Here is a 20666-nt window from a genome sequence, read left to right on the forward strand (position 1 = left end):
AAACGTGACTTTTTCATTGTTGTCTCCTGTTTGTGATATTACAGAAAACTCTAATTAAACATGTCTCATGTTAAGGGAAGTGGACAGTGTCATATTCAAGCTTTCTATCCCACCATGCCTTAGTATTTGCAATTAGGTTTTATGAGCGTACATGCTCTGTTCTTCCCGTTCCTGCGCTTCTTTAATCTCGTCAATTAGTAACAGGGCAAATCCGATGCTCATCCAAAACATTGAGTCCAACCCAAAGTTAGAGCCCAAGAAAGAATAAAAAAGAACAAACACCTGATAGAAAACAAGCACATTAAAATACCATACACCGCACTTCAAATAGGGAAAGACCTTCATCAAGTACAAAATTATAAAAATAGTCATGGACAGCACAAATAAGAACCCATACTTGGTATAAAAGTCGACAGGGGCAAAGTGCACTCCGTTCCTATTTTCCTCAACCATGTCTTTTCGACTTACTTCTAGCTTGTAAGAAAAACCATTTCCGGAGCCAATTAAAAAAGAGTAAGGGTTTTGGTGGTGTGCTTCGATGGAGTTAAACACTTCCTCAAAGCGTTCTCCAGCAGCTAATTTTAAGTCGAAATTGTCAGAAAGTGGGTTCAATAGCGCAAACTTGTTAATCACAGATCTTCCGGCACTAAATTTGTCAGCATTGTCCTCAAGATATGTTGCAAGGGGGAGCAGAATTAATAACATCGATGCACTTAATACTGCTCCTATCGACACTACGCTCCCAAACTTTGCACCCCGATTGAATAATATGAAAAATGGCATCAAGAATGCCAAAATGATAAACACGCTACGCTTGCCAGATAAAAACACCATCAGAATCAGGAAAGCAACTATGGCATATCGCTTCTTATTTAAGAAATAAAATATCGGAATAAGTGCTAAATTCGATGCTACGGCTGGGTAGTGTGGGATATTTAAAATTGTCTGACCTACCATAATTAAAACAGCAAAAGAGAATGAAGCCGTGAAGAAATATGAAAAGCGACGAAGAAACTCCTCTACTTTATGGCTTGGGAAATCGGATAGATAAACAGCGTAGGCAATAAAGACGCCATTTAGAGTTAAATAGAAGTGGTTAAATAGCTTATCGGTGTAACCATTTAGTGACCCAACTACCAAACCAAAAACATCAACTAGCATAATAAATAACAGAAAAAATAAAAAAGGCTTACTTTTAATACTTCTTCTTTCAAAAGTGTACTTTAAGATTAAAGTCAGTGCTATCAGAAAGGTCATTATATTAAAAACAGAAACGATCCTAACCAACAATGGGATATTAAAGCTATTTGACCATAGTAAAGACAAAAAAGGCTGAAGAATACCAAAGTAAAGCAAACAAAATTTAAGTAATATCATAGAGTCTATTTCAGCCTATTTTTAGCCATAATCAGAAAAGTAGCAGAGTAAATATTTAGTAACAGTCCAGTTTTGAGAACCAACCAATAATGAGCAACGTTGATCACTGCCAATAAGTAAGAAAGCAGTAGATTTACAGCAAAGATGCAAGCCAAAACAACCGCAGCTTTATTTTGGAAACCCTTATACAGCGCAACAGATGCAATGCTGTTGACGCAGAAAAAGTTACCAATAAATATGGACATGATGACAGATAACGTTAAGAAGCCTTCAAAGGTATAAAAGAACTTAATGACGTATAAAAAGACAAAAAACAGCGCCAGTATGACTGAAAAAACTTTATATGTATAACCTAACTTCTTTATCAAAACAGGAAATGAAAGCTCATCAAATTGCTCTCCAACTTTCACTGTATTTACATAACCTATTGTAGTCAAAGCCAGAATGACAAACTGGATGATATTGTATGAAAATGAATAAGACGCGAGTAACTCAGGGTAATATTGCTTGGTTATGTATCTATCGAGGAAAAATGTCATCATCAATAAAATTGTTGCAACATTAATTGAAAACCCTTTTTTTATTAGGTCAATATACTTGCTAAATTCAAAGCAATCTTTAAAACGCACAGCATGTTTTATGAAAAACACTACAATCGCTGCCCAAGCGAGAAAACCAAAAACGACTGAAAACGACAAAATCTGGCTAGAGTCCAGCTGAGGTGAAAAGCCAGCCCATGATAAATATGCCACCAAGACCAAAAACACAGAAATAAGCGGCTTACCTGCGAGAGCGAGGGTAAACAGCTTTTCTACTTGTACCCGTTGCTCAATTACAACCATCATACCCATAAGTAAACCAGCAATTGCATAATAGATATTTTGCGTCATTAAGCCAAAAGCAAGTGCGAACAGCCCTAGCTGCAAGGCACCAAATATCACTAAGGTATTAAACCTATCCTCTTTTTCGGTAAAGCGGTAATACATATATCCAGAGTGAGCACCAACCAGCAAAAAAGGAAACATAAAAATTATGAATTTATAATATTCCAGCTCAGAGTACTCGTGACTTGGAAGTAGCTTAGGTAGAAGCATTACCTCCAAGGCAATCAAAGAATACATTGCATACCTAAAAATAATCGTATACATACAACTTACCAGACGATTGTATTACTCAATATATGCTCTACAAAATCGTCTTTTTCTTTTTCCGTTTCAAATTGCTTTATTTCATATAAAGAATCACTTTGCTTGGAGAAATAGTAATTAGAGCTGATAAAATATACTTTCTTATCATTAAGTAACGCTTCTATACCTGTACTACCAGTCCAAACAGCCACATTATTGAACATGTCCAAAACTTGGCCTGTTTCAACATAAGGATTTATTATCTTTACATTTTTAATATTAAGCAGTTTCTTGTATAACGACTTATCCTGTCTAAAGCACATTGCAGGGTGTTCTTTTAAGTACACATTAAAACCTTCATCAGAGAGCTTTCTAACGACTTCTATTAAGCTTGTAAGGTAGTCTACAAAGGTAGTATCACTCGCCCAGTACTCTATGGTCGCTTCAGGGTGATAATGCATAGGAATGTATATGTCATTATCAGAAACCTTCTCCGGCAGAGTTGTACTAAAGTACTTAAATGGAAATAAATCCGTCAGCTTGTTTACTGTTGCAGCATGAGGTGTAGAGATATAGTCATATTCTAACCTACCTAAAAGTTTATACTTTAATAAATAGAAATATAAATACTTCAACTTGTACTTAAAGTAATAACTAACGCTACTCTTAAGTGCCTTGCTAAAAGAAGAAACCATTGGTGATTTATACTTATCAGTTATCTTCTTCTTAAACGTCTGCACCTCTTCTTGACTAACTTCTCTTATAGCATTGTGTTCGCCAAAAACGGATACTCTTTTATATCCACCCACAAAAAATGCACAAACGCCATAAACAGCAATATTAAACTTCTCTGCCATTTGCACCATCACATCCATGACATAATTATCTACTGGATGGACAACGAGTACTTTGAAACTATTTTTAGAATAAAGTTCGTAAAAGTACTTAGCCACTTTAACGACTAATTCTTTAGCTTCAAAGTAGCTGATATTTCTCAATAGACGATCTTTAAGAATCACTTCTTCAATGCTAATGGTATTCTTTACAGCTAACCAACCATCTGAATGTAGATCGGATATATTCTGCTTCTGCAAATCGACAAAGTGATCTGCACCAGGGTATTCTGAAATTGTTGTATATTTTTCTAACCCTAAAAATTCTTTCGAAAACCTTAATGTTATATCATTAAAGTTATTACATCTTCCGATACAAATCAGTGCTTCACTTTGGTTCAAATTATTGAATTTCATTAGAATCGTTCGCTTTTTTGAAGTCATCTGGGCGTCCAATATCGATCCAGTATTGATTATAGCTGTAAGCAGTTACAGGCAAATCTTCATTCATCAACTCAGAGAATAAAGTTGGCATATCGTAAAAAGTATCTTGAGGTACTCTATTGATAACTTTGGGATCAATACAGTAAACCCCACCGTTTATGTTGAAAAGAATACGAGGCTTTTCTTTTAGGCCAGTGATCTTGTCACCTTCCGTTTCAATTACGCCATATGGAACTATGTGTTCATACTCTTTTACGCACATTGTAGCCATACTGGAAGAACGTAAATGAAAATCAACCAATTCAGCATAGTTAATGTCAGCAAGTACATCGCCATTGCTAATCAGCATCGGTACAACATGCTGCTCTTCAATTAACGCGAGTGCACCAGCAGTACCTAAGCGCTTACTTTCTTCCAAATAGCGTACTTGAATGCCAAACTTCTTGCCGTCTTGAAAGTAGTCTTTAATTATCTCTTTTTTATAGTTCACGGCCAAATAGAACTTAGTAAATCCCTGCTCGACAAAATTATCAATAATACGCTCAAGAATTGGTTTACCGCGCACTTGTAGCATTGGTTTTGGCAGTTCTTTTGTTAACTCACCTAAACGAGATCCTAGTCCACCTGCCATAATTACGACCCAGTTATCTCGTGTCGAGAAATCGAGTTCGTCTAAGGTAAACATACCAACATAATTTCTTTCGTGATCAACCAAAGGCAATTGGCGACGCTTAATGCTTTTTAAAAATTGTACTTTTTGCCGCTCACTTGAGCTTGGGTCAAGCGTATAAGGTTCTTTATTAATTATGCTTTCAAGATCTAAATTTTTATAAAGAATCGCTTTGCGAATATCACCGTCAGTAATGATCCCAGCAAACTTACCATAGTTGTCTATTACTGGCAGTATGCCATTTCCATTCGAATCTAGTAGTTCAATTGCCAACTCAAAGCTAGGGTCTTCACTTAACTTTAAAACACTGCTCATCTCGATTTCTCCCAAGCAAGAACTCAGCATATCTAAAGTCTTCTTCCGTATCGATGTCGACAGAGCGTTCTCTTGGCATGATGTAAGCTTTAGTCGATTCATCGAAGTAGTTTCGGCTTCTAATCAACTGAGTATTAAATACGTATACTGCACCAGTTGGATAATGCGATATTCTAAAGTTCTGCCTATTATCTAACTTATCTTCAAAGATATTTTCAAGACTGCCATCTTCTTTTATGTATTTATGCCACGTAAGAGGGTGATGTTCCTCTGTGTAGCTGATAACAGATCGCGCATTCGAGTTTTTATACATCTCAATAGACTTATCAATATCTTCTGTTGATCTCAATGGCGATGTTGGTTGCAACACCACAAATGACTCAATGTTGATGGAAAAGTCTTTTTCTAATCTGTCTATCGTATAGATATAATTGTCAATTGCTTGGGCTTCATCCGTTGCTAATTCAGCAGGCCTCAAGAAAGTTTCCCTAGCACCATGTTCAATAGCAATCCGATAAATCTCTTCGCAATCAGTTGAAATAATAATATCTGTTATATATTTTGATGCCTTCGCGGCGTCAATCGTGTAAGCAATCATGGGCTTACCTAACAGATCCTTAATATTCTTTCCTGGAAGCCCTTTCGAGCCTCCACGAGCAGGTATAATTGCTATCATTTATGACAAGTCATATTTAGTTAAAATGTAGTCATAAGGTAGATCTTTATTGACCGTTAGACCAACAATAAACTCAGCAAACTCTGGTTGAATACCTGTGCCAGGGCGCTTAAAATCTAGGTCTTCTAGTGCGATCGTATCACCTGCTTTCATTGGTCGCGTTAACACGATACTGCGTCTAAATTCTTCTTTTTTCTCGTCAGACTCAGTAGCAGAAATTCGGAAGCTACCTAATGCATCATTAATACGCTTAGCACCACTCACAATTTGTTGCATTTCATCTTGCGTTGCAGAAACTTTGTGATCCCACCCTTCCATATTTTTATCAAGTGTGAAATGTTTCTCAATTACTGCTGCCCCCATGGCAACTGAAGCTAATGGGATCTCAATACCAATCGTGTGATCAGAAAATCCAATTGGATAATTCGGGTATGCTTGCTGTAGTGTTTTGATGTTGTTTAAATGAACATCGCTGTCTACCGGTGGGTATGTAGAAACACAATGTAAAATACAAATATCTGTATTACCGGCATTTTCAATTGTTTTTACAGCTTTATCAATCTCAAATAGCTCACTCAAGCCTGTAGAGATGATAATTGGCTTTCCTTTACGAGCAATATAGTCAAGAAACGGGTAATTATTAAGGTCCATAGATGCAACTTTAATGAAAGGTGATTCCAGTTTATCAACTAAAAAATCGGCCTCTGCACGACTAAAAGGCGTTGAAGAACAATCGATACCCACTTCATTAGCAAACCTCTTCATCTCAAGTAGTTCTGTTTCTGAAATAGCATACTCTTCAACAATCTCTTCCATTGTAAAGTCGTCTCTATCTCTATAATCATCTGCTACAAAGTAATTATCTTCATACTTCTTTCGACTGAATACAGAGTCTTTTGTCCAACTTTGAAATTTAACGCAATCAGCACCAGCTTCTTTTGCTTGAACAATAAGTTTTCTAGCCAATTCCATATCGCCGTTATGATTTGCTCCAAGTTCTGCAATGATATAAGGCTTACAGAAATTATGGAGAGTTTTTGATTTAGTTAACTTCATTAATTATTTCCTCAATTATAGGAAGTTCCCACCATAGAGACGGAATTGTAATTTCTTTATTAGTAGAATACTCAAAACCAGTATCAATCGCTCTTAACTGACTTTTTGCTCTTTCCACTTTTTCAATACGCTTAGAAAAAATATCACCATACTTTTTAAGCATTGTGTAATGGCGAAACTTTACTTCATAGACTTTTTTAATAGAGTCCATATTAAGCTCAACTAAGCTGGCAGTGTTGTTTGAGTATTGGCGATAATGACTAACGCACTCGTTAGTGAAATAAACCTGAGCGCCTTTCAACATAGCTCTTGTAAAAATATACCAATCTAATGCAATGACTTCTTTCCCATCTTTAATAAAATCGAGCAGATTTACAGCTTTTAGATTGACAGCAGAATTCGTCAAACCAATAAAATTTTTATCGATAATTTCTGCCATTGGAATTTTTTGGATGTTCTCAAATCTAGGTGACAATAAATTTACATTATCAACTTTACCATCAAAGAACATACCAAGCTCATTGACAAGTATATCGACATCCAAGTTTGAAAAATGCTCAAGTGTATTCTCAACGCGATTTTTTGAAAAATAGTCATCCGAATCTCCAAAAATAGCAATGTCATAACTTTCTTTAACTGCATGTTCAATCAGTAGTTTCCTATTCTCAATAGGATCACTGCCATTTGAGTCAATTATAAATGCGTTCAAGTTGCTTAACGACTTTAGGTGCTTAACTAAATTGGCATTTCCATCATTGACGATAATCAAATCAAAATTACTGACCGTCTGCTCATTCAAAGACGTAAAGAAGATTCTCAAATATTCGTCCGGCATCGGAAATACAGTAGTTAGAAAGCATACTTTCTTATCCATTTATAATAAGATCCCAATCTCTAAATTACGCGTTTTAATACATAAAACGCTTCGGCAGATTGACAATTTGCTTGGACTCCCCTTAATTTAGCCAAAGCCTCAATAGCTTCGACACTTCTTGGGAATGGAAAGTCACCCATTTCACTAGCAAATACGTTCATAATATCAATTTTATCAGCGAGGTAGCCGTCTATATTCACAAACAGATTTGGCTTGAATTGGCTATCACCTGGTTTTAAAGCAAAATCTGTTTCAGAAAGAGTTTCATATGCTATTACTTGCTCTATAAATGGATATCTAAATAGCTTCGTAGAGGATACCACTGCATCAAAGACCATTTCGTGATCACTATGCACATCATTCCTAAATGTCGTAAAAACAGTATCGGGTTTTACTTGATTAATCACTTTGGAAACTGCACCTATCAACTCACCTTTAGGAAGAGTATCCAGACTCGCAGGTTGAAACGGAAGCTGGAAGACTTTTTTAAAGCCATATTTCTTGGATACTAACTCAATTTCTGACTTTCTATTTTTTACTAATTCAGGGCTGTATCCAAACTGTTCTTCAACCGAGGTAATTATCATCCAATATACGTCAGCACCTTCTTCTACTAGCCTGCGAATCGTTCCTCCACAACCTAGTGTCTCATCATCTGCATGAGGTGCTACCACTAAAATAGATTTCACAAATATTCCCCTTTTTGAGGTAACTTACCAACAATTTCATTTAACCAAATTGCTTCGTCCTGCGCAGTTTTAACCAATAAACTGCCATCAATTTCATTCGATTCAATAACGGTACCCGGTTCTATATTTATTGGGAATTTCCTTGAAGAGACTCGACTGCTTCTAACAGCAAGAAGTTCTTGCTTATAACCAAATTCAGCACATGGATATGGTGGAGCTAGTGCCCTAACTAAATTGTGGATACACGTTGCATTCATTCTGAAGTCAATTAAACCATCTTTTCGGCTTCGTTTTCGCCAGTAGCTAGCCTTGCTTTCGTCTTGGATCAGCAGTTGTTCTGCGTTATTTGCTAAATCGTACGTAAAATCTGTTACCTGCTTTAATGCACATACCTCAATTTTTTTATACAAAGAGGATGAATTATCATTGTCACGAATTTGAATTTTTTGCTGGCTCAGAATTGGCCCTGAGTCTGCGCCTTCATCCATTTTAAAAAAGGTGGATGCAGTTTCATTTAATCCAAGAGTTAAAGCCCATATGACCGGGTGCCTACCTCTGTTTTGAGGTAACATGGCGGGGTGAAAACCAATCACCCCCTTTGGTGTCAATTCCAAAATTTTCGAATCTAATAAATGACTCCAGCCGAAGCAGTAAATCACATCTAAGTTACTGTTTTTTAAAAACTCATACATTGCTGCATCATTTTTATTCTCATAGTAAAAACAAGATATTTGTTCATTACTACATATTGTGTCTAATGATCTAAAGTCAGAGTTAAATGCTGATTCTTTTTTTGTAACCACGGCTTCGACAGAAACAAAGTCGAGTTTTACAAGCTCTTTTAAAATACATTTGCTGAACTCAACACAACCTATAAAACCAATTCTCATATTTTTAAACTCTGATTAACGAGGAGCTCTAATGCCCCTCAGCAACAATTCACGATTTCTTTTTCGCTGAATAAAAACTTAGATACTTCAAGTTCACGGCAGGGGTAACTTGTGTTATTGGCTATCATTTAACTCAAACTATCTAATGCCACACTATCACCCCTAAAGGTCATTAATAACTTAACCAATACCTTCTTAGACTACCTTACAATATCCTTCAATACTTTCGCAGGAGACCCCACTACAATTTTGAAGCTTGGTACCGACTTTCTTACCAAAGATGCAGCACCAACCACGGTACCTTCACCAATGGTGAGTTTGTCATCTAACTGCCCCTGAAGTATCGTCGCACCAACACCTAAGTAAGCGCCCTTTTCTAGTTTCACGTTACCTGAGATATTTACAGAAGGCATAACTGATACAAAATCTTCTATAATGCAATCATGACCAACGGTAGACAGTAGGTTAAAAATACAAAAGTTACCCAGTTGAATATTATTCGTCATTGCCACGCCGGCTGTAATAACATTACCTTTACTTTTATTGATTAACTCACGTTGACCATAGCCCAACGAGGCATTTTTATGGATCAGATTAGGGTATTCTAAATCATTAAATTTATTGAACACCTGTTCTCTCAGCTCAGGTTCACCGATCCCCATAGCAAATTGGTATCCCTGCTCTACAAGGTTACTGACCTCAGATTCGTGCAAAACTTCAAAACGTTCATCCACATTATCAAAGTCTTTTTCGTTGGTAAGCAGAATAATCTTCTCAATATCCATTGATACTGCAACATCAGCCACTTCATAGGCGAAACCTGAAGTACCAAAAATAGCCAGCTTACCAATAACACTGTTGCTCTGATTAGTACTCATAGAAGCCCTTTCCTGATTTTCTACCTAAATAATTCGCTCTCACATACTGTCTTAACAAAGGGTGAGCTCTGTATTTTGGGTCACCTGTTTCAGTATGCAGTGTTTCCATAATTGAAAGACATACATCATTACCAATTAGATCTGCTAATTGAAGTGGTCCAATTGGGTGATTTGCGCCATATTTCATCGCTTTATCAATGTCTTCTTTGCTCGCAATACCTTCAGCGAAAATAGAAACAGCTTCATTGATCATAGGGATAAGCATACGGTTAACGATGAAACCTGGAGATTCATTTACAATAACAGGCTCTTTACCTAGATCATTTACAAATTCAAGCGCCCTCTCAAGCGTTGAGTCAGCTGTCGTCAAACCCACAACTACTTCTACTAATTTCATTACTGAAGTCGGGTTGAAAAAATGTATACCAATAAAGTTATTCGGATTTTCTATACACATCGCAAGTGCGGTTATAGACAATGACGAGGTGTTACTCGCAACAAGTGCATCCTTAGGAATGACTTTGTTTAATTCCTTGAATAAGGCTAACTTAGCATCCAACTCTTCTACGACAGCCTCAATGTAGATATCTGACGCTTCTATCTCATTAATTTCAGTTACAATTTTAATTTTGTTAAGCAATGAATCACATTCAGTAGCATCGCGCCCTTGCTTTTTCAGAGATCTTAAAGTGCTTTTACGAACTGCCTCTAAACTCTTGTCTAAAGTAGCTGAATTTCGACCATACCAATATAGATTTTCAAATTCGTCAGAGTCAATCAATACAGATACGATTCCAGTGCCCATTACTCCAGAGCCTAATACACAAGCTTTCATATTTATCTCCTACCCGTTCACAGGGCTGCTAGGTATATTCACTAATCTTTCTTCAACCCAAAGCGAGTGAGACAAGTCCCCTTTCAAACACTCACTAAAAGCAGGAAGACGATGCATTAATTGCCAGACTGGTCGAGTCATAATCCCTGCTTCATTGGTTTCCTTAAGCAACAAATCTCTTGCTGCCTTATCTTCACAAATCACCGCATTCAGCCAATAGTTAGATTTGGCATATTCAGGCTCTTTTACAAAGTTATATTCTGTACCTTCAAACAGCGCACTATAACGCTCGGCCAGCGCTCGCTTGTCACTTAAATAAGCGTTCAAACTTTCCATTTGTGCACAGCCTAATGCCGCATTTAAGTTCGGCATACGATAGTTGAAGCCGGGCTCATCATGGAAGAATTCATACGGGTGCGGTACTTTCGCCGTCGTAGTCACGTGTTTAGCGCGTCTGCCGGCTTCTTCTGTGCCACACAGCACCATACCGCCACCACCTGTGGTAATGATTTTGTTGCCGTTGAAACTCACCGCACCAAAATCACCGATTGTTCCCGTGTGCTTACCCTTGTAAAACGAACCTAGGCTTTCCGCAGCATCTTCTACTAACGAGATATTCCATTTCAAACAAACAGCAATCAGTTCATCCAATTCTACCGGATGACCAAAAGTGTGCATTGGCACCACGGCTTTGATTCTTCTGCCCGTTTGATTATGGATGCAACCTTCCTCAGTGACTTGTGCATTATTTTCTAAGAAAGCATTCATCGCTTTAGGGCAAAGCCCCAAGCTTACAGGGGAAACATCCACAAAAATCGGCTCGGCACCCATGTGATAAAGAGCATTGCACGTTGCAACAAACGTCAGCGCCTGTGTGATCACGAAATCACCACGTTCAACCCCTGCCATGTAGAGAGCGGCGTGCAAGGCTGCGGTACCGTTGACCGCCGCCACTGCCTTTGGAGTACCAGTAAACGCTTCCATTTTACGTTCAAATTCATCGACAAACTTACCGACGCTGGAGACAAACGTACTTTCAATGGTTTCCATTACATACGCTTTATCATTGCCTGCAAAAGTAGGAGCATGCAACGGAATAAAATCTTGGGTTTGGTATTGGTCGCGTACAAACTCAACCAGTAACTGTGCGTTCATTCTTCTTCACCCTTACATCTTGCTATCGAGGTATTTACCCGTTTCTTTATGACCGAAGTCAGGGATCATCGTAAAGAAAAGCGCCACAATCTGCTCTTTGCTCCAAGCTCGTTGATCTTTCATTTGGGCAATTTGTTCTTCAAAAAGACTCAACAGCTCCGGTTGATACAGAGGTTCATTTTTGATGATGCCCAAATTTTCAAAACGTGCCATATCAAGCACTTCTTTATCAGTGAAAAACTCTTCGAAATCCTTTTCACCCGTCGTATCACTTTCGGTGAAAAGACAAGGCCATTTACCTTGTGCTGGTAACGTTTTTACCAGTTCACGAGCTTCATCTTCATCCGCGCATAAATGCGGCTCGTAGCCTATTTGCTTTAGGTATTTCACCGCAATGTCTGCAAATGTAATCAGATGCAATACCTCACTGAGTTTCGGAAAGAAAATGTCGCGATTTTCACCAAAAATACACGACATCAAGCATAGCTCACCCGATTCTTGAGGAGTGACAAAATAACGTTTGATATCGTTTGGTGCGACAATCGGTTGATTTTTTGGGATACGTTGGTTAAAGCCATGCAGCAGCGAACCATCAGAAAAGGCAACATTGGCAAAGCGGGCTGTCGAAATAGAAATTTCCTCGCTTTTGCGCATCAAGAACATTTCCATAATGCGTTTGGACGCCCCCATCATATTGACTGGGTTGGCCGCTTTGTCCGTCGAAACACAGAAGTACTTTTTAACGCCAGCATCAATCGACTGTTGAATCGTCTTATCAGTGTTGAATACATTGACATCAATCATACGCATTAAGGTAAATGGGTCTTTCTCACTGCGAACATGCTTAAGTGCAGATAAGTTCAATACGTAGTCATATTGGCCATCCGCGTTAATGAACGCATCATACTCAATAGAGCCGATGTCCAACGCGAATGTCTGGAAGTCACCATCTATGTAACCGAATGAACTGCGAATATCGCGGACTAACTCCACCATATTGTTCTCACTGATATCAACAACGTGCAACTTCTGAGGATGGCGCTTAAAGATTTCTTTAGTGACCGCTTGGCCAATCGACCCCGCACCACCAAGAACAAGAAAACGTGACTCTGAAACGATACGAGACAGCTCAGCTTCGTGCTGAGCGATATCTTGAGTAAACAGCGCATCAGTACGACCAATAAGAGGTAGGATATCTCTCATTTACCAAATTCCTTTAGTATCTACAACAAAGTTACTTTTATGTGTATTATTTTTAAATTTCTTATGTTCAACAAGCACAACATGAATATCTGCGTATTCTTGTGCTTTATCGAAAGAAACTAACTCACCATTACGAACACTTCTAGGGAGTACTTTGATATTTGGTTCTACAAAAAATGTATTACCAACATGTAGTGAGGCAACTTCAGTTGCTATGTAAAGTGCAGGGCTTTGGCGCAAATCGTCAATATTCGCTTTAAACGCTAAACCATAACAGGCAATTGTTACATCTTTTGCAGTTTTTGTTGGATGTGCTTGTAAAAAATCAGCAACAACGACTTTTACCTTATCTATCACCCAACTTGGCTTCGCATCATTCACCTTACGTGCTGTATGTATAATTCTAGCTTCCTGTGGAGTTTTACTAACAATGAACCATGGATCTACTGCAATACAGTGACCTCCAACACCTGGGCCTGGTTGTAGAATATTAATGCGAGGGTGGCGATTAGCCAAAGAGATAAGCTCCCAAACATCAATGTCTAACTTGTCGCAGATAACAGATAATTCGTTAGCAAAAGCAATTTGCACATCACGACACGAGTTTTCAGTTAGCTTTGTCATTTCAGCAGTGCGAGCATTAGTAATTACACACTCACCTTGAACAAAGGTTTTATATAAATCTACAGCTCGGGCCGAGCACTTTGCCGTCATACCACCAATTACACGGTCGTTCTCTACTAATTCACGAACTACGTGCCCAGGTAATACGCGTTCTGGACAGTAGGCCACATTTATATCAGCATTCTCCCCTGCACTTTGTGGAAAACTTAAATCAGGACGAGCTGCGGCTAGCCAATTTGCCATTTGCTCAGTTGTACCAACTGGCGAGGTAGACTCAAGAATAATTAAATCACCCTTTTTGAGCGCTGGGGCAATCGCATCACTAGCCTTTTGTATATAACTTAGGTCAGGTTCAGGGATTGTTGAATCATTATTTTTAAAAGGAGTAGGCACAGCTATTAAAAAGGCATCTGCTTGCTCTGGTGATAGCGTTGCTTTGAGATAACCTTCTTTTACCGCCGCATGAACAATCATATCTAGCTCAGGCTCTACGATATGGATTTCACCTCGATTGATTGTGGCTACTGTATGATGATTAACATCCACGCCAATTACGTTCTTTTTACGAGAGGCAAACATCGCAGCGGTTGGCAATCCAATGTAACCCAAGCCAACAACCGAAATTGTATTAAATGACATACTTTCCCTTTGAAAATCGTTAAATTTAAAACTGTTTAGCATTGTTTATTTAGCTAAAATGTCACAGATTTTTTTGCATCCGCTTCCATCACCATAAGGATTATGGGCTCTGCTCATTAGCTCGTAACTTTTATCATTAGTTAACAATTCATCTAAAGACGTGGTGATTGCTGCGACATCTGTCCCTACTAATTTTACTGTTCCTGCTTCTACTGCTTCAGGACGCTCTGTGGTATCACGCATCACCAACACAGGCTTACCTAAACTAGGAGCCTCTTCTTGAATACCACCTGAGTCTGTTAAAATGATATGTGCACGATTCATCAAGTACACAAAAGGTAGGTATTGCTGTGGCTCTATTAAATGTACATTTTCTACATCAGCCAGTATGCGCTTTACAGGCTCTTGAACGTTCGGGTTGAAATGCACTGGATACAAAATTTGTGTTTCAGGGTGTTTTTTAGCTGTTTTTGCTAACGCTTCACAAATACGTTCAAACCCACCACCAAAGCTTTCTCTTCGGTGACCTGTCACTAGGATAAGCTTTTTGCTCTCATCCAACATGGGGAATTGTGCAGCTAAAGTATTGCTTAAATCAGAGTCTGTTTCGATTTGTTGCTTCACCATTAGCAAAGCATCGATCACAGTGTTACCCGTAACAAATATATTTTCATCAGGGTAATTTTCAACAAGCAAATTTTGTTTAGAAGTTTCTGTGGGAGCAAAATGATATCTGGTAAGTGCCCCTGTAAGCTTGCGGTTTGCTTCTTCTGGCCATGGAGAGTATATATTGCCTGTACGCAAACCGGCTTCGACATGACCAACTGAAATTTGTTCATAATAAGCAGCTAAGCTTGCTGCAAATGTCGTTGCAGTATCGCCATGCACTAAAACCACGTCAGGCTTAAACTCTTTAAGTACCGGGGTAAGCTCTAATAGAATTCGGCTTGTCACTTCGGGTAATGTCTGCCCGACTTTCATTAGGTTTAAATCATAGTCAGGGGTAATTTTGAATAATTCCAATACCTGATCCAACATCTCTCTGTGCTGCGCGGTAACACATACTTTGGTATCAAAGCGTACATCTTGCTTTAGAGCATGTACTAAAGGTGCCATTTTGATTGCTTCAGGTCTTGTTCCAAATACTGTAAGTACTTTCACAGAGTGTCCCTTTTATTGTCTCTAACTGATTTATTTAGAAATGCCAATTGGATATTAGAAAGCTTTACTTGCCTTATTAAGTTTTCCTCTTGATTAAGCTGAACTCTTCATGCAGAGCTATTATTTTGCAAGTTTAATTTGCCCTTGCGTAACCTTGATTGTTCTTTTCCCAATCGTAACGTAATACCACTTTAAACATTTAAGATTGTTATGTTGCAACAGCCCCCGACTGTACTTTGTGTCGTAATAAAGACCCACCTTTTAGGTCTCTGCATTAAGACGCTGCTGCGGATCGCGACATAACACTCTATGCTTTATCTGATTTGTACTCATAGTTATAGTACCCATAGTAACCATAGGCATTGGTTGATTTACGAACAACACCATTGAATACCACCCCTTTTACATCAATACCATTTTGCTCAAAACGATTTCGTGTAATTTCTAGCTCTTTTGCATGGTTTTGACCAAAACGGGTTACTAGTAATGTTGTGCCGGCATGAGCACCAACAATCGCGGGGTCGGTTACCGCTAAAATTGGTGGTGTATCAATAATCACCAAATCGTATATTTTACTGACTTCATCAACTAATCTGGTGAAGTTTTGGTGCATTAATAACTCCGAAGGGTTTGGAGGTATTTGACCACGAGTCATTACATCTAACCCTTCTACTTGCGTGTGCTTAACGGTTTGAGCTAAATTTAGGCGACCTGACAAATAATCACTTAAACCGTTACCCCACTTCATACCAAACTGGGTTTGTAAATAGCCTTTACGCATATCCGCGTCTATGACCAATACTTTTTTACCACTTTGAGCAAGTACGGTTGCAAGGTTCACCGTAATAAATGATTTACCTACACCTGGGCTTGGACCTGATATTGCTATCACATTATTTTTTGCCTCTAGCATGGCAAAGTGAAGGCTTGTACGCAGGCTGCGTAGTGCTTCTACAGAAAGGTCGGCTGGGTTATCAATGGCTAATATTGATTTGGCTTTTGCCGTTTTGCCTTTGCGCGCTTTGGCAAAGCCAGTGAGTTTTACTTGATAATCTGAGAATGGCACACTTGCATACACAGGCATGCCTAACGCTTCTATTTCCGCTGGGTCTTCAATACCTTTGTGCAACGCTTTTTGCACAAGTACGATAGCTATTGCTATCATACCGCCAAGCATGGTTGCCATCACAACAATGAGTGCTTTTTTAGGTTTGACTGGTTGCGTTGTATTTACCTCTGCGTAGTCAACAATACGCACATTACCCACCGTACCGGCGCGCACAATATCCAGCTCTTGAGTTTTACCAAGTAAGAGGGTGTAGATCTCGTTATTTACCTCTACATCACGCTTTAAGCGTAACAGTTCACGCTGGGTTTCTGGCAGGCCTTGCACTTCACCAGCTAGTTCATTTCGTTGGCGTTTTACAGTATCAATTTGCTCAATCACACCTCGGTAAGATGGGTGTTCACGTTTGAACTTACGGCCTAGCTCTAAACGCTTTAAATCTAACTCTTGCAGTTTAGTCTCTAGTGCAACAATTTGCTCTAAAACACCTTGGGTCTCTAAACTAATATCAATGGATTCTTGACGAATTTGATAATCGTTAAAAGCCTTTTCCGCCCGCTCTAAGTTACGCTTCACTTCTGGAAGCTGTACTTCTAAAAACTCTAAAGATTGTTGTGCCTCAGCACTATTACGCTCAACATTACGGCGAACGTAAATGCCGGCGACTTTGTCGAGTACTTTCTCTGCGTATGCCGGGCTTTTATCTTGGAGCGCTAGGTTGATAATACCTGAGTCTTTACCTTTTTCAGATGCAAAGATAGCACTTTGCAGGTCTAGTATAGTTTGTAATCTATTACGCTTTACGATTGAAAACTCAGTACCAGGGCGCGCAATAAGCGTTTTGATTGTTAATGCAAACTGACCAGTTTTAACCTCCTGCCCTACTTTACCCGCAAACACCTCTTCACCGTCTGCATTTAATAAAGCAAAATTATCATCAGTTTGTGCTTGTAAAGTGAACTCAAGCCCTTCTGTGCTTTTAGGGACTCTAAATCGGTGTATTTCAACTTTCTCACCACCCCAAGCATAAGAAGTTGCGCCAAAGTTTGGCTCTGCAACTTCGCCTTCAGTTTGTGCTACAAATTTACGGAAGCTGCGGCCGCCAAATAGTGGGAATAGCTTGGGTTCAACAACTGTATCTAAATTAAGCGTATCTACTGCTTCGCCGATTACGCTTCTTGATTTGAGTAGTTCGATTTCGGTTACTGCGGCAGAGGTACTTTCAAACATACCTGACATATCATCAAAGCCAGGTACTGAACCGCCCTTTTCTTCTACCTGAACCATTGCGGTTGCTTGGTAGATTGGTGTGCTAAATATCGCGTAGGCTACGCCCAACAGCATAAATAATGCGGTGACACTAAAAATAAACCATTTGGCATCTAATAATGCACCAAAAAGTGCCATTAAATCGATTTCTTGTGCGTTGTCTTTTTGGGACTTTTGTGGAGTAATTAGATTTGGCTGAGCATTCATATACTCACAATTCCTTATAAATACTGTTGCCAAGCGCCACAGGCGCTATCAATAAGCTCATATACGTGTGCAAACGCTTCTTTAGATTGGCGATAGGGATCGGGGATCTCTTTGTCGCCAATCCATTTGCCCAACAAAAATGTTTTGCCGCGAGCTTGAGGGTAACGGCTGCAAAGATCGGTTAAATGCCTTTGCTCCATTACTAGAATAAGGCTGTTTTGTGCGACCAAGGTGCCAGTTAACTGGCGACCTTGGTGTTCACTCATGTCGATCCCTTGTTCTTTCGCCAACTCCTGCGCTAATGCATCCGCGGCTTTTCCTTCTAGAGCGGTTAATCCAGCTGACGAAACAGCTACATTTTTGCCACTTAGTTTGTTTTTTAGCAGATACTCTGCCGTAGGACTGCGGCAAATATTGCCCGCACATACCATTAAAACACTATCAAACATGAGTTCTCACAGTTATTGATTTTCTATATCTTGAATCGCATCCACTGTTGACAGTGAAGGCAACAATAAGCTGATAACTTTGTTCCAGCGTGCCAATGGCGCACTTGTTACATACACAATGTCTTGTGGTTGAAGTTCAAATTGCTCTGCTAGGACCAACGATGCGACGTTTTTTGCATGTAGTTGGTACACATCTGCCAATACACCGTCTTTTTGGAAGTCGCGTTTGCGCAGTACAAATACGCCGTTTGCATCGGCTGTTCGCTCGTTAAAGCCACCTACTTCGGTGAGTGCTTCAGCTAGACTCAGGCCGTAGCGGTTTACATCGACTTTACCAGCTCTGATTACATCACCAAGTACATAAACATTACGCTTGTCATTACGGCTGATGTGAATAATGTCGCCATGTTGTAGCAAGCGGTTTTGTGAAATATCGCCTTCTGAGTAGAAGTCATCTAATTGGATTACTTCGGTGCTATCACCACGAGTAAAAGTTACTGCTTCCCAATCAGCATTTTCAGTTAGGCCGCCCGCTTGGTTGATAGCATCGATCAGAGTAACTGGCGTTTCTGTAATAGGATACACTCCAGGTTTGGATACTTCCCCAGTTACATAGGCCTTTTGGCTTTTAAAACCAACGACTTTAACGTCTACTTGTGGATCTTCAATCACTCTGCTCAAACGCTTGGTTAAGTCTTCACGAAGTTCTGTTACTGTTCTTCCTGCAGCGGGAACTTTAGAAGCGTAAGCAAAATTAATAGTGCCATCCGCTTGCACCCGAAAGCCGTCAAACTCAGCCGTTCTTTGCACAGCCGCCGGAATAGTTAATTCAGGGTGATCCCACACACCTATGGTGATCACATCACCAACGCCTAAGCGATATTCATAAGTTGATACATCAATACCCACAAGTGATGAACGATCAATTTGCTCTGCATGCTTGATTTTGTGTTCTTGAACTAATTGCGAGTCAATAATGTGAATATTTACTTTTTCTAAGTCCCTTTCTAGGTTTGCCGTTTGTTGTCCTGAGGCAATTCCTTCAATGTGGCCACCTGGGATCAGTGTACAGCCACTCAATGCTAACAATAAGCCACTAGCGATGGTTGTTTTACAGCTTAACGTCATTGTTTCTTCCCAAAATTATAATCTTTTCTTTTTATTGCTTTTTATTGTACTTTATTTAATAGAAACTAATCTATTAGAACTCATTAAAGCATGCACCATGACCGTTCGCAAGTAATCGCAGACTAGCTCTTTCTATACATCCTCTAATTTACGACCTTGCTTTTCAAGCTATTTAGTATTCTCTAACGTTAAACACTGACAGCTAAATTCGATGCCTAAAAGATCCAAAATACTAGTTACATTTTGGCACGCTTCCGCCCTTAGGTTTCAGCCCCTAAATACTGATGTTTAATTCTACTTGTGATTGGTTATGCTCGAATTCAGCCGATAAGCCATATACATTTTTTGATTTCGACAATTAAAAACTAGACAGCGGCTCTAAAGTCATTATTTTCAGCTGTGAGCTCAACACCTTGATTGAGTAATTTGATCAGCAAAACACTTCTTGTTTCCCCATCAGCTTGCTGATATATCGCTTCAACATTATTGTAATAATCATTATCGAGTAATACTTTATCACCATGCTCAAAATCATGTCGCTCAATACTATCTTGCTTTGCAATGAGTTGATTCACAATATCTTCTGGCACTTGTCGAATACGTCCGCCAAAACGAACAAAGTCAGAAATACCTCGAGTATATTTTATTGCTGAGAAGTTTGCTGAAGTAGGGTCTAATTGAACGAATAAGTACCTTGGAAATAACGGTTGCTTAATTATTTTTGATGCGGCAGTTTTACGGCGTATTATAATTGGATAAAAAGCGCTAATTCCTTGCTGCTTAAGGTTAGAAAACGCCCTAGCTTCCTGTTTCGATTTGCAATACAACAAATACCAATGTTTCATGCTGCGTTCCATTATCATCCTGTTAACTAAATCCAGTATACGTACATTCAATTGCTTGTCTAGCTCGTTATCTCATTTCTAAGCTTCGTAGAATAAATTTCAACCACTACGTTTTCACTATAGGTAATTTTATAGAAATTAATATGATCGCGTCCTCTCTTCCCCTTTGTCCACTTCCCTTAACATGAGACATGTTTAATTAGAGTTTTCTGTAATATCACAAACAGGAGACAACAATGAAAAAGTCACGTTTTAC

At 39.0% G+C, this 20666-nt stretch carries 19 protein-coding genes; all 19 read right to left on the minus strand.

All coding sequences use genetic code 11. The features are described 5' to 3' along the window. Positions 1 to 132: 132 nt before the first annotated feature. Entirely contained in the window at positions 133 to 1377 is a 1245-nt protein-coding gene (locus tag ACW689_RS21005) for a hypothetical protein (RefSeq protein ID WP_476294306.1), read from the minus strand. A 5-nt stretch (positions 1378 to 1382) separates the two neighbouring features. Next, entirely contained in the window at positions 1383 to 2498 is a 1116-nt protein-coding gene (locus ACW689_RS21010; RefSeq protein ID WP_476294308.1) for a hypothetical protein, read from the minus strand. Positions 2499 to 2530: 32 nt separating this feature from the next. Then, positions 2531 to 3781, minus strand: coding sequence for a capsular polysaccharide export protein, LipB/KpsS family (locus tag ACW689_RS21015; RefSeq protein ID WP_476294309.1), 1251 nt, complete (start codon positions 3779 to 3781; stop codon positions 2531 to 2533). Further along, positions 3741 to 4766: a nucleotidyltransferase family protein gene (locus tag ACW689_RS21020; protein WP_476294311.1), complete on the minus strand. Its 1026-nt coding sequence runs from the start codon at positions 4764 to 4766 to the stop codon at positions 3741 to 3743. Before ACW689_RS21020 ends, ACW689_RS21015 begins: the two co-directional genes overlap by 41 nt. Then, on the minus strand, positions 4741 to 5442 hold the full coding sequence (locus ACW689_RS21025) for an acylneuraminate cytidylyltransferase family protein (protein ID WP_476294312.1): 702 nt from the start codon (positions 5440 to 5442) through the stop codon (positions 4741 to 4743). Before ACW689_RS21025 ends, ACW689_RS21020 begins: the two co-directional genes overlap by 26 nt. Continuing rightward, complete coding sequence (locus ACW689_RS21030; protein WP_476294314.1) at positions 5443 to 6498, minus strand: N-acetylneuraminate synthase family protein; 1056 nt, start codon at positions 6496 to 6498, stop codon at positions 5443 to 5445. Then, positions 6485 to 7372, minus strand: coding sequence for a glycosyltransferase (locus tag ACW689_RS21035; RefSeq protein WP_476294316.1), 888 nt, complete (start codon positions 7370 to 7372; stop codon positions 6485 to 6487). The genes ACW689_RS21030 and ACW689_RS21035 overlap by 14 nt, the downstream gene beginning before the upstream one ends. Positions 7373 to 7392: 20 nt before the next feature. After that, entirely contained in the window at positions 7393 to 8061 is a 669-nt protein-coding gene (locus ACW689_RS21040; RefSeq protein ID WP_476294317.1) for a PIG-L deacetylase family protein, read from the minus strand. Then, complete coding sequence (locus tag ACW689_RS21045; RefSeq protein WP_476294319.1) at positions 8058 to 8951, minus strand: formyltransferase family protein; 894 nt, start codon at positions 8949 to 8951, stop codon at positions 8058 to 8060. Before ACW689_RS21045 ends, ACW689_RS21040 begins: the two co-directional genes overlap by 4 nt. Before the next feature lie 200 nt (positions 8952 to 9151). Beyond that, positions 9152 to 9829, minus strand: a complete 678-nt coding sequence (locus tag ACW689_RS21050; RefSeq protein WP_476294320.1) for a PglD-related sugar-binding protein — start codon at positions 9827 to 9829, stop codon at positions 9152 to 9154. Continuing rightward, positions 9819 to 10664 carry a 3-hydroxyacyl-CoA dehydrogenase family protein gene (locus ACW689_RS21055; protein ID WP_476294321.1) on the minus strand — a complete coding sequence of 282 codons (846 nt, stop codon included), beginning with the start codon at positions 10662 to 10664 and terminating at the stop codon, positions 9819 to 9821. The genes ACW689_RS21050 and ACW689_RS21055 overlap by 11 nt, the downstream gene beginning before the upstream one ends. 9 nt (positions 10665 to 10673) lie before the next feature. Further along, complete coding sequence (locus tag ACW689_RS21060) at positions 10674 to 11819, minus strand: LegC family aminotransferase (RefSeq protein WP_476294322.1); 1146 nt, start codon at positions 11817 to 11819, stop codon at positions 10674 to 10676. A gap of 12 nt (positions 11820 to 11831) precedes the next feature. Next, the gene (locus ACW689_RS21065) at positions 11832 to 13022 is read right to left on the minus strand and encodes a UDP-N-acetylglucosamine 4,6-dehydratase (protein ID WP_476294323.1); all 1191 of its coding nucleotides are present in this window, start codon (positions 13020 to 13022) and stop codon (positions 11832 to 11834) included. After that, positions 13023 to 14285 (minus strand): UDP-N-acetyl-D-mannosamine dehydrogenase, encoded by a 1263-nt coding sequence (gene wecC / locus ACW689_RS21070; protein WP_476294324.1) that lies wholly within the window; start codon positions 14283 to 14285, stop codon positions 13023 to 13025. It lies immediately after the preceding gene. Positions 14286 to 14330: 45 nt separating this feature from the next. Then, positions 14331 to 15446, minus strand: coding sequence for a non-hydrolyzing UDP-N-acetylglucosamine 2-epimerase (gene wecB / locus ACW689_RS21075; RefSeq protein WP_476294326.1), 1116 nt, complete (start codon positions 15444 to 15446; stop codon positions 14331 to 14333). 307 nt (positions 15447 to 15753) lie between these two features. Beyond that, positions 15754 to 17988, minus strand: coding sequence for a polysaccharide biosynthesis tyrosine autokinase (locus ACW689_RS21080; protein WP_476294327.1), 2235 nt, complete (start codon positions 17986 to 17988; stop codon positions 15754 to 15756). A gap of 14 nt (positions 17989 to 18002) precedes the next feature. Beyond that, positions 18003 to 18437: a low molecular weight protein-tyrosine-phosphatase gene (locus ACW689_RS21085; protein WP_476294329.1), complete on the minus strand. Its 435-nt coding sequence runs from the start codon at positions 18435 to 18437 to the stop codon at positions 18003 to 18005. A gap of 12 nt (positions 18438 to 18449) precedes the next feature. Then, a complete protein-coding gene (locus tag ACW689_RS21090; RefSeq protein WP_476294331.1) occupies positions 18450 to 19565 on the minus strand; it encodes a polysaccharide export protein in 1116 nt (371 codons plus the stop codon). Between the two features lie 365 nt (positions 19566 to 19930). Then, on the minus strand, positions 19931 to 20410 hold the full coding sequence (gene rfaH / locus ACW689_RS21095; RefSeq protein ID WP_476294333.1) for a transcription/translation regulatory transformer protein RfaH: 480 nt from the start codon (positions 20408 to 20410) through the stop codon (positions 19931 to 19933). Positions 20411 to 20666 lie beyond the last annotated feature (256 nt).

It is taken from the genome of Pseudoalteromonas sp. ABE4_541, from assembly GCF_056312285.1.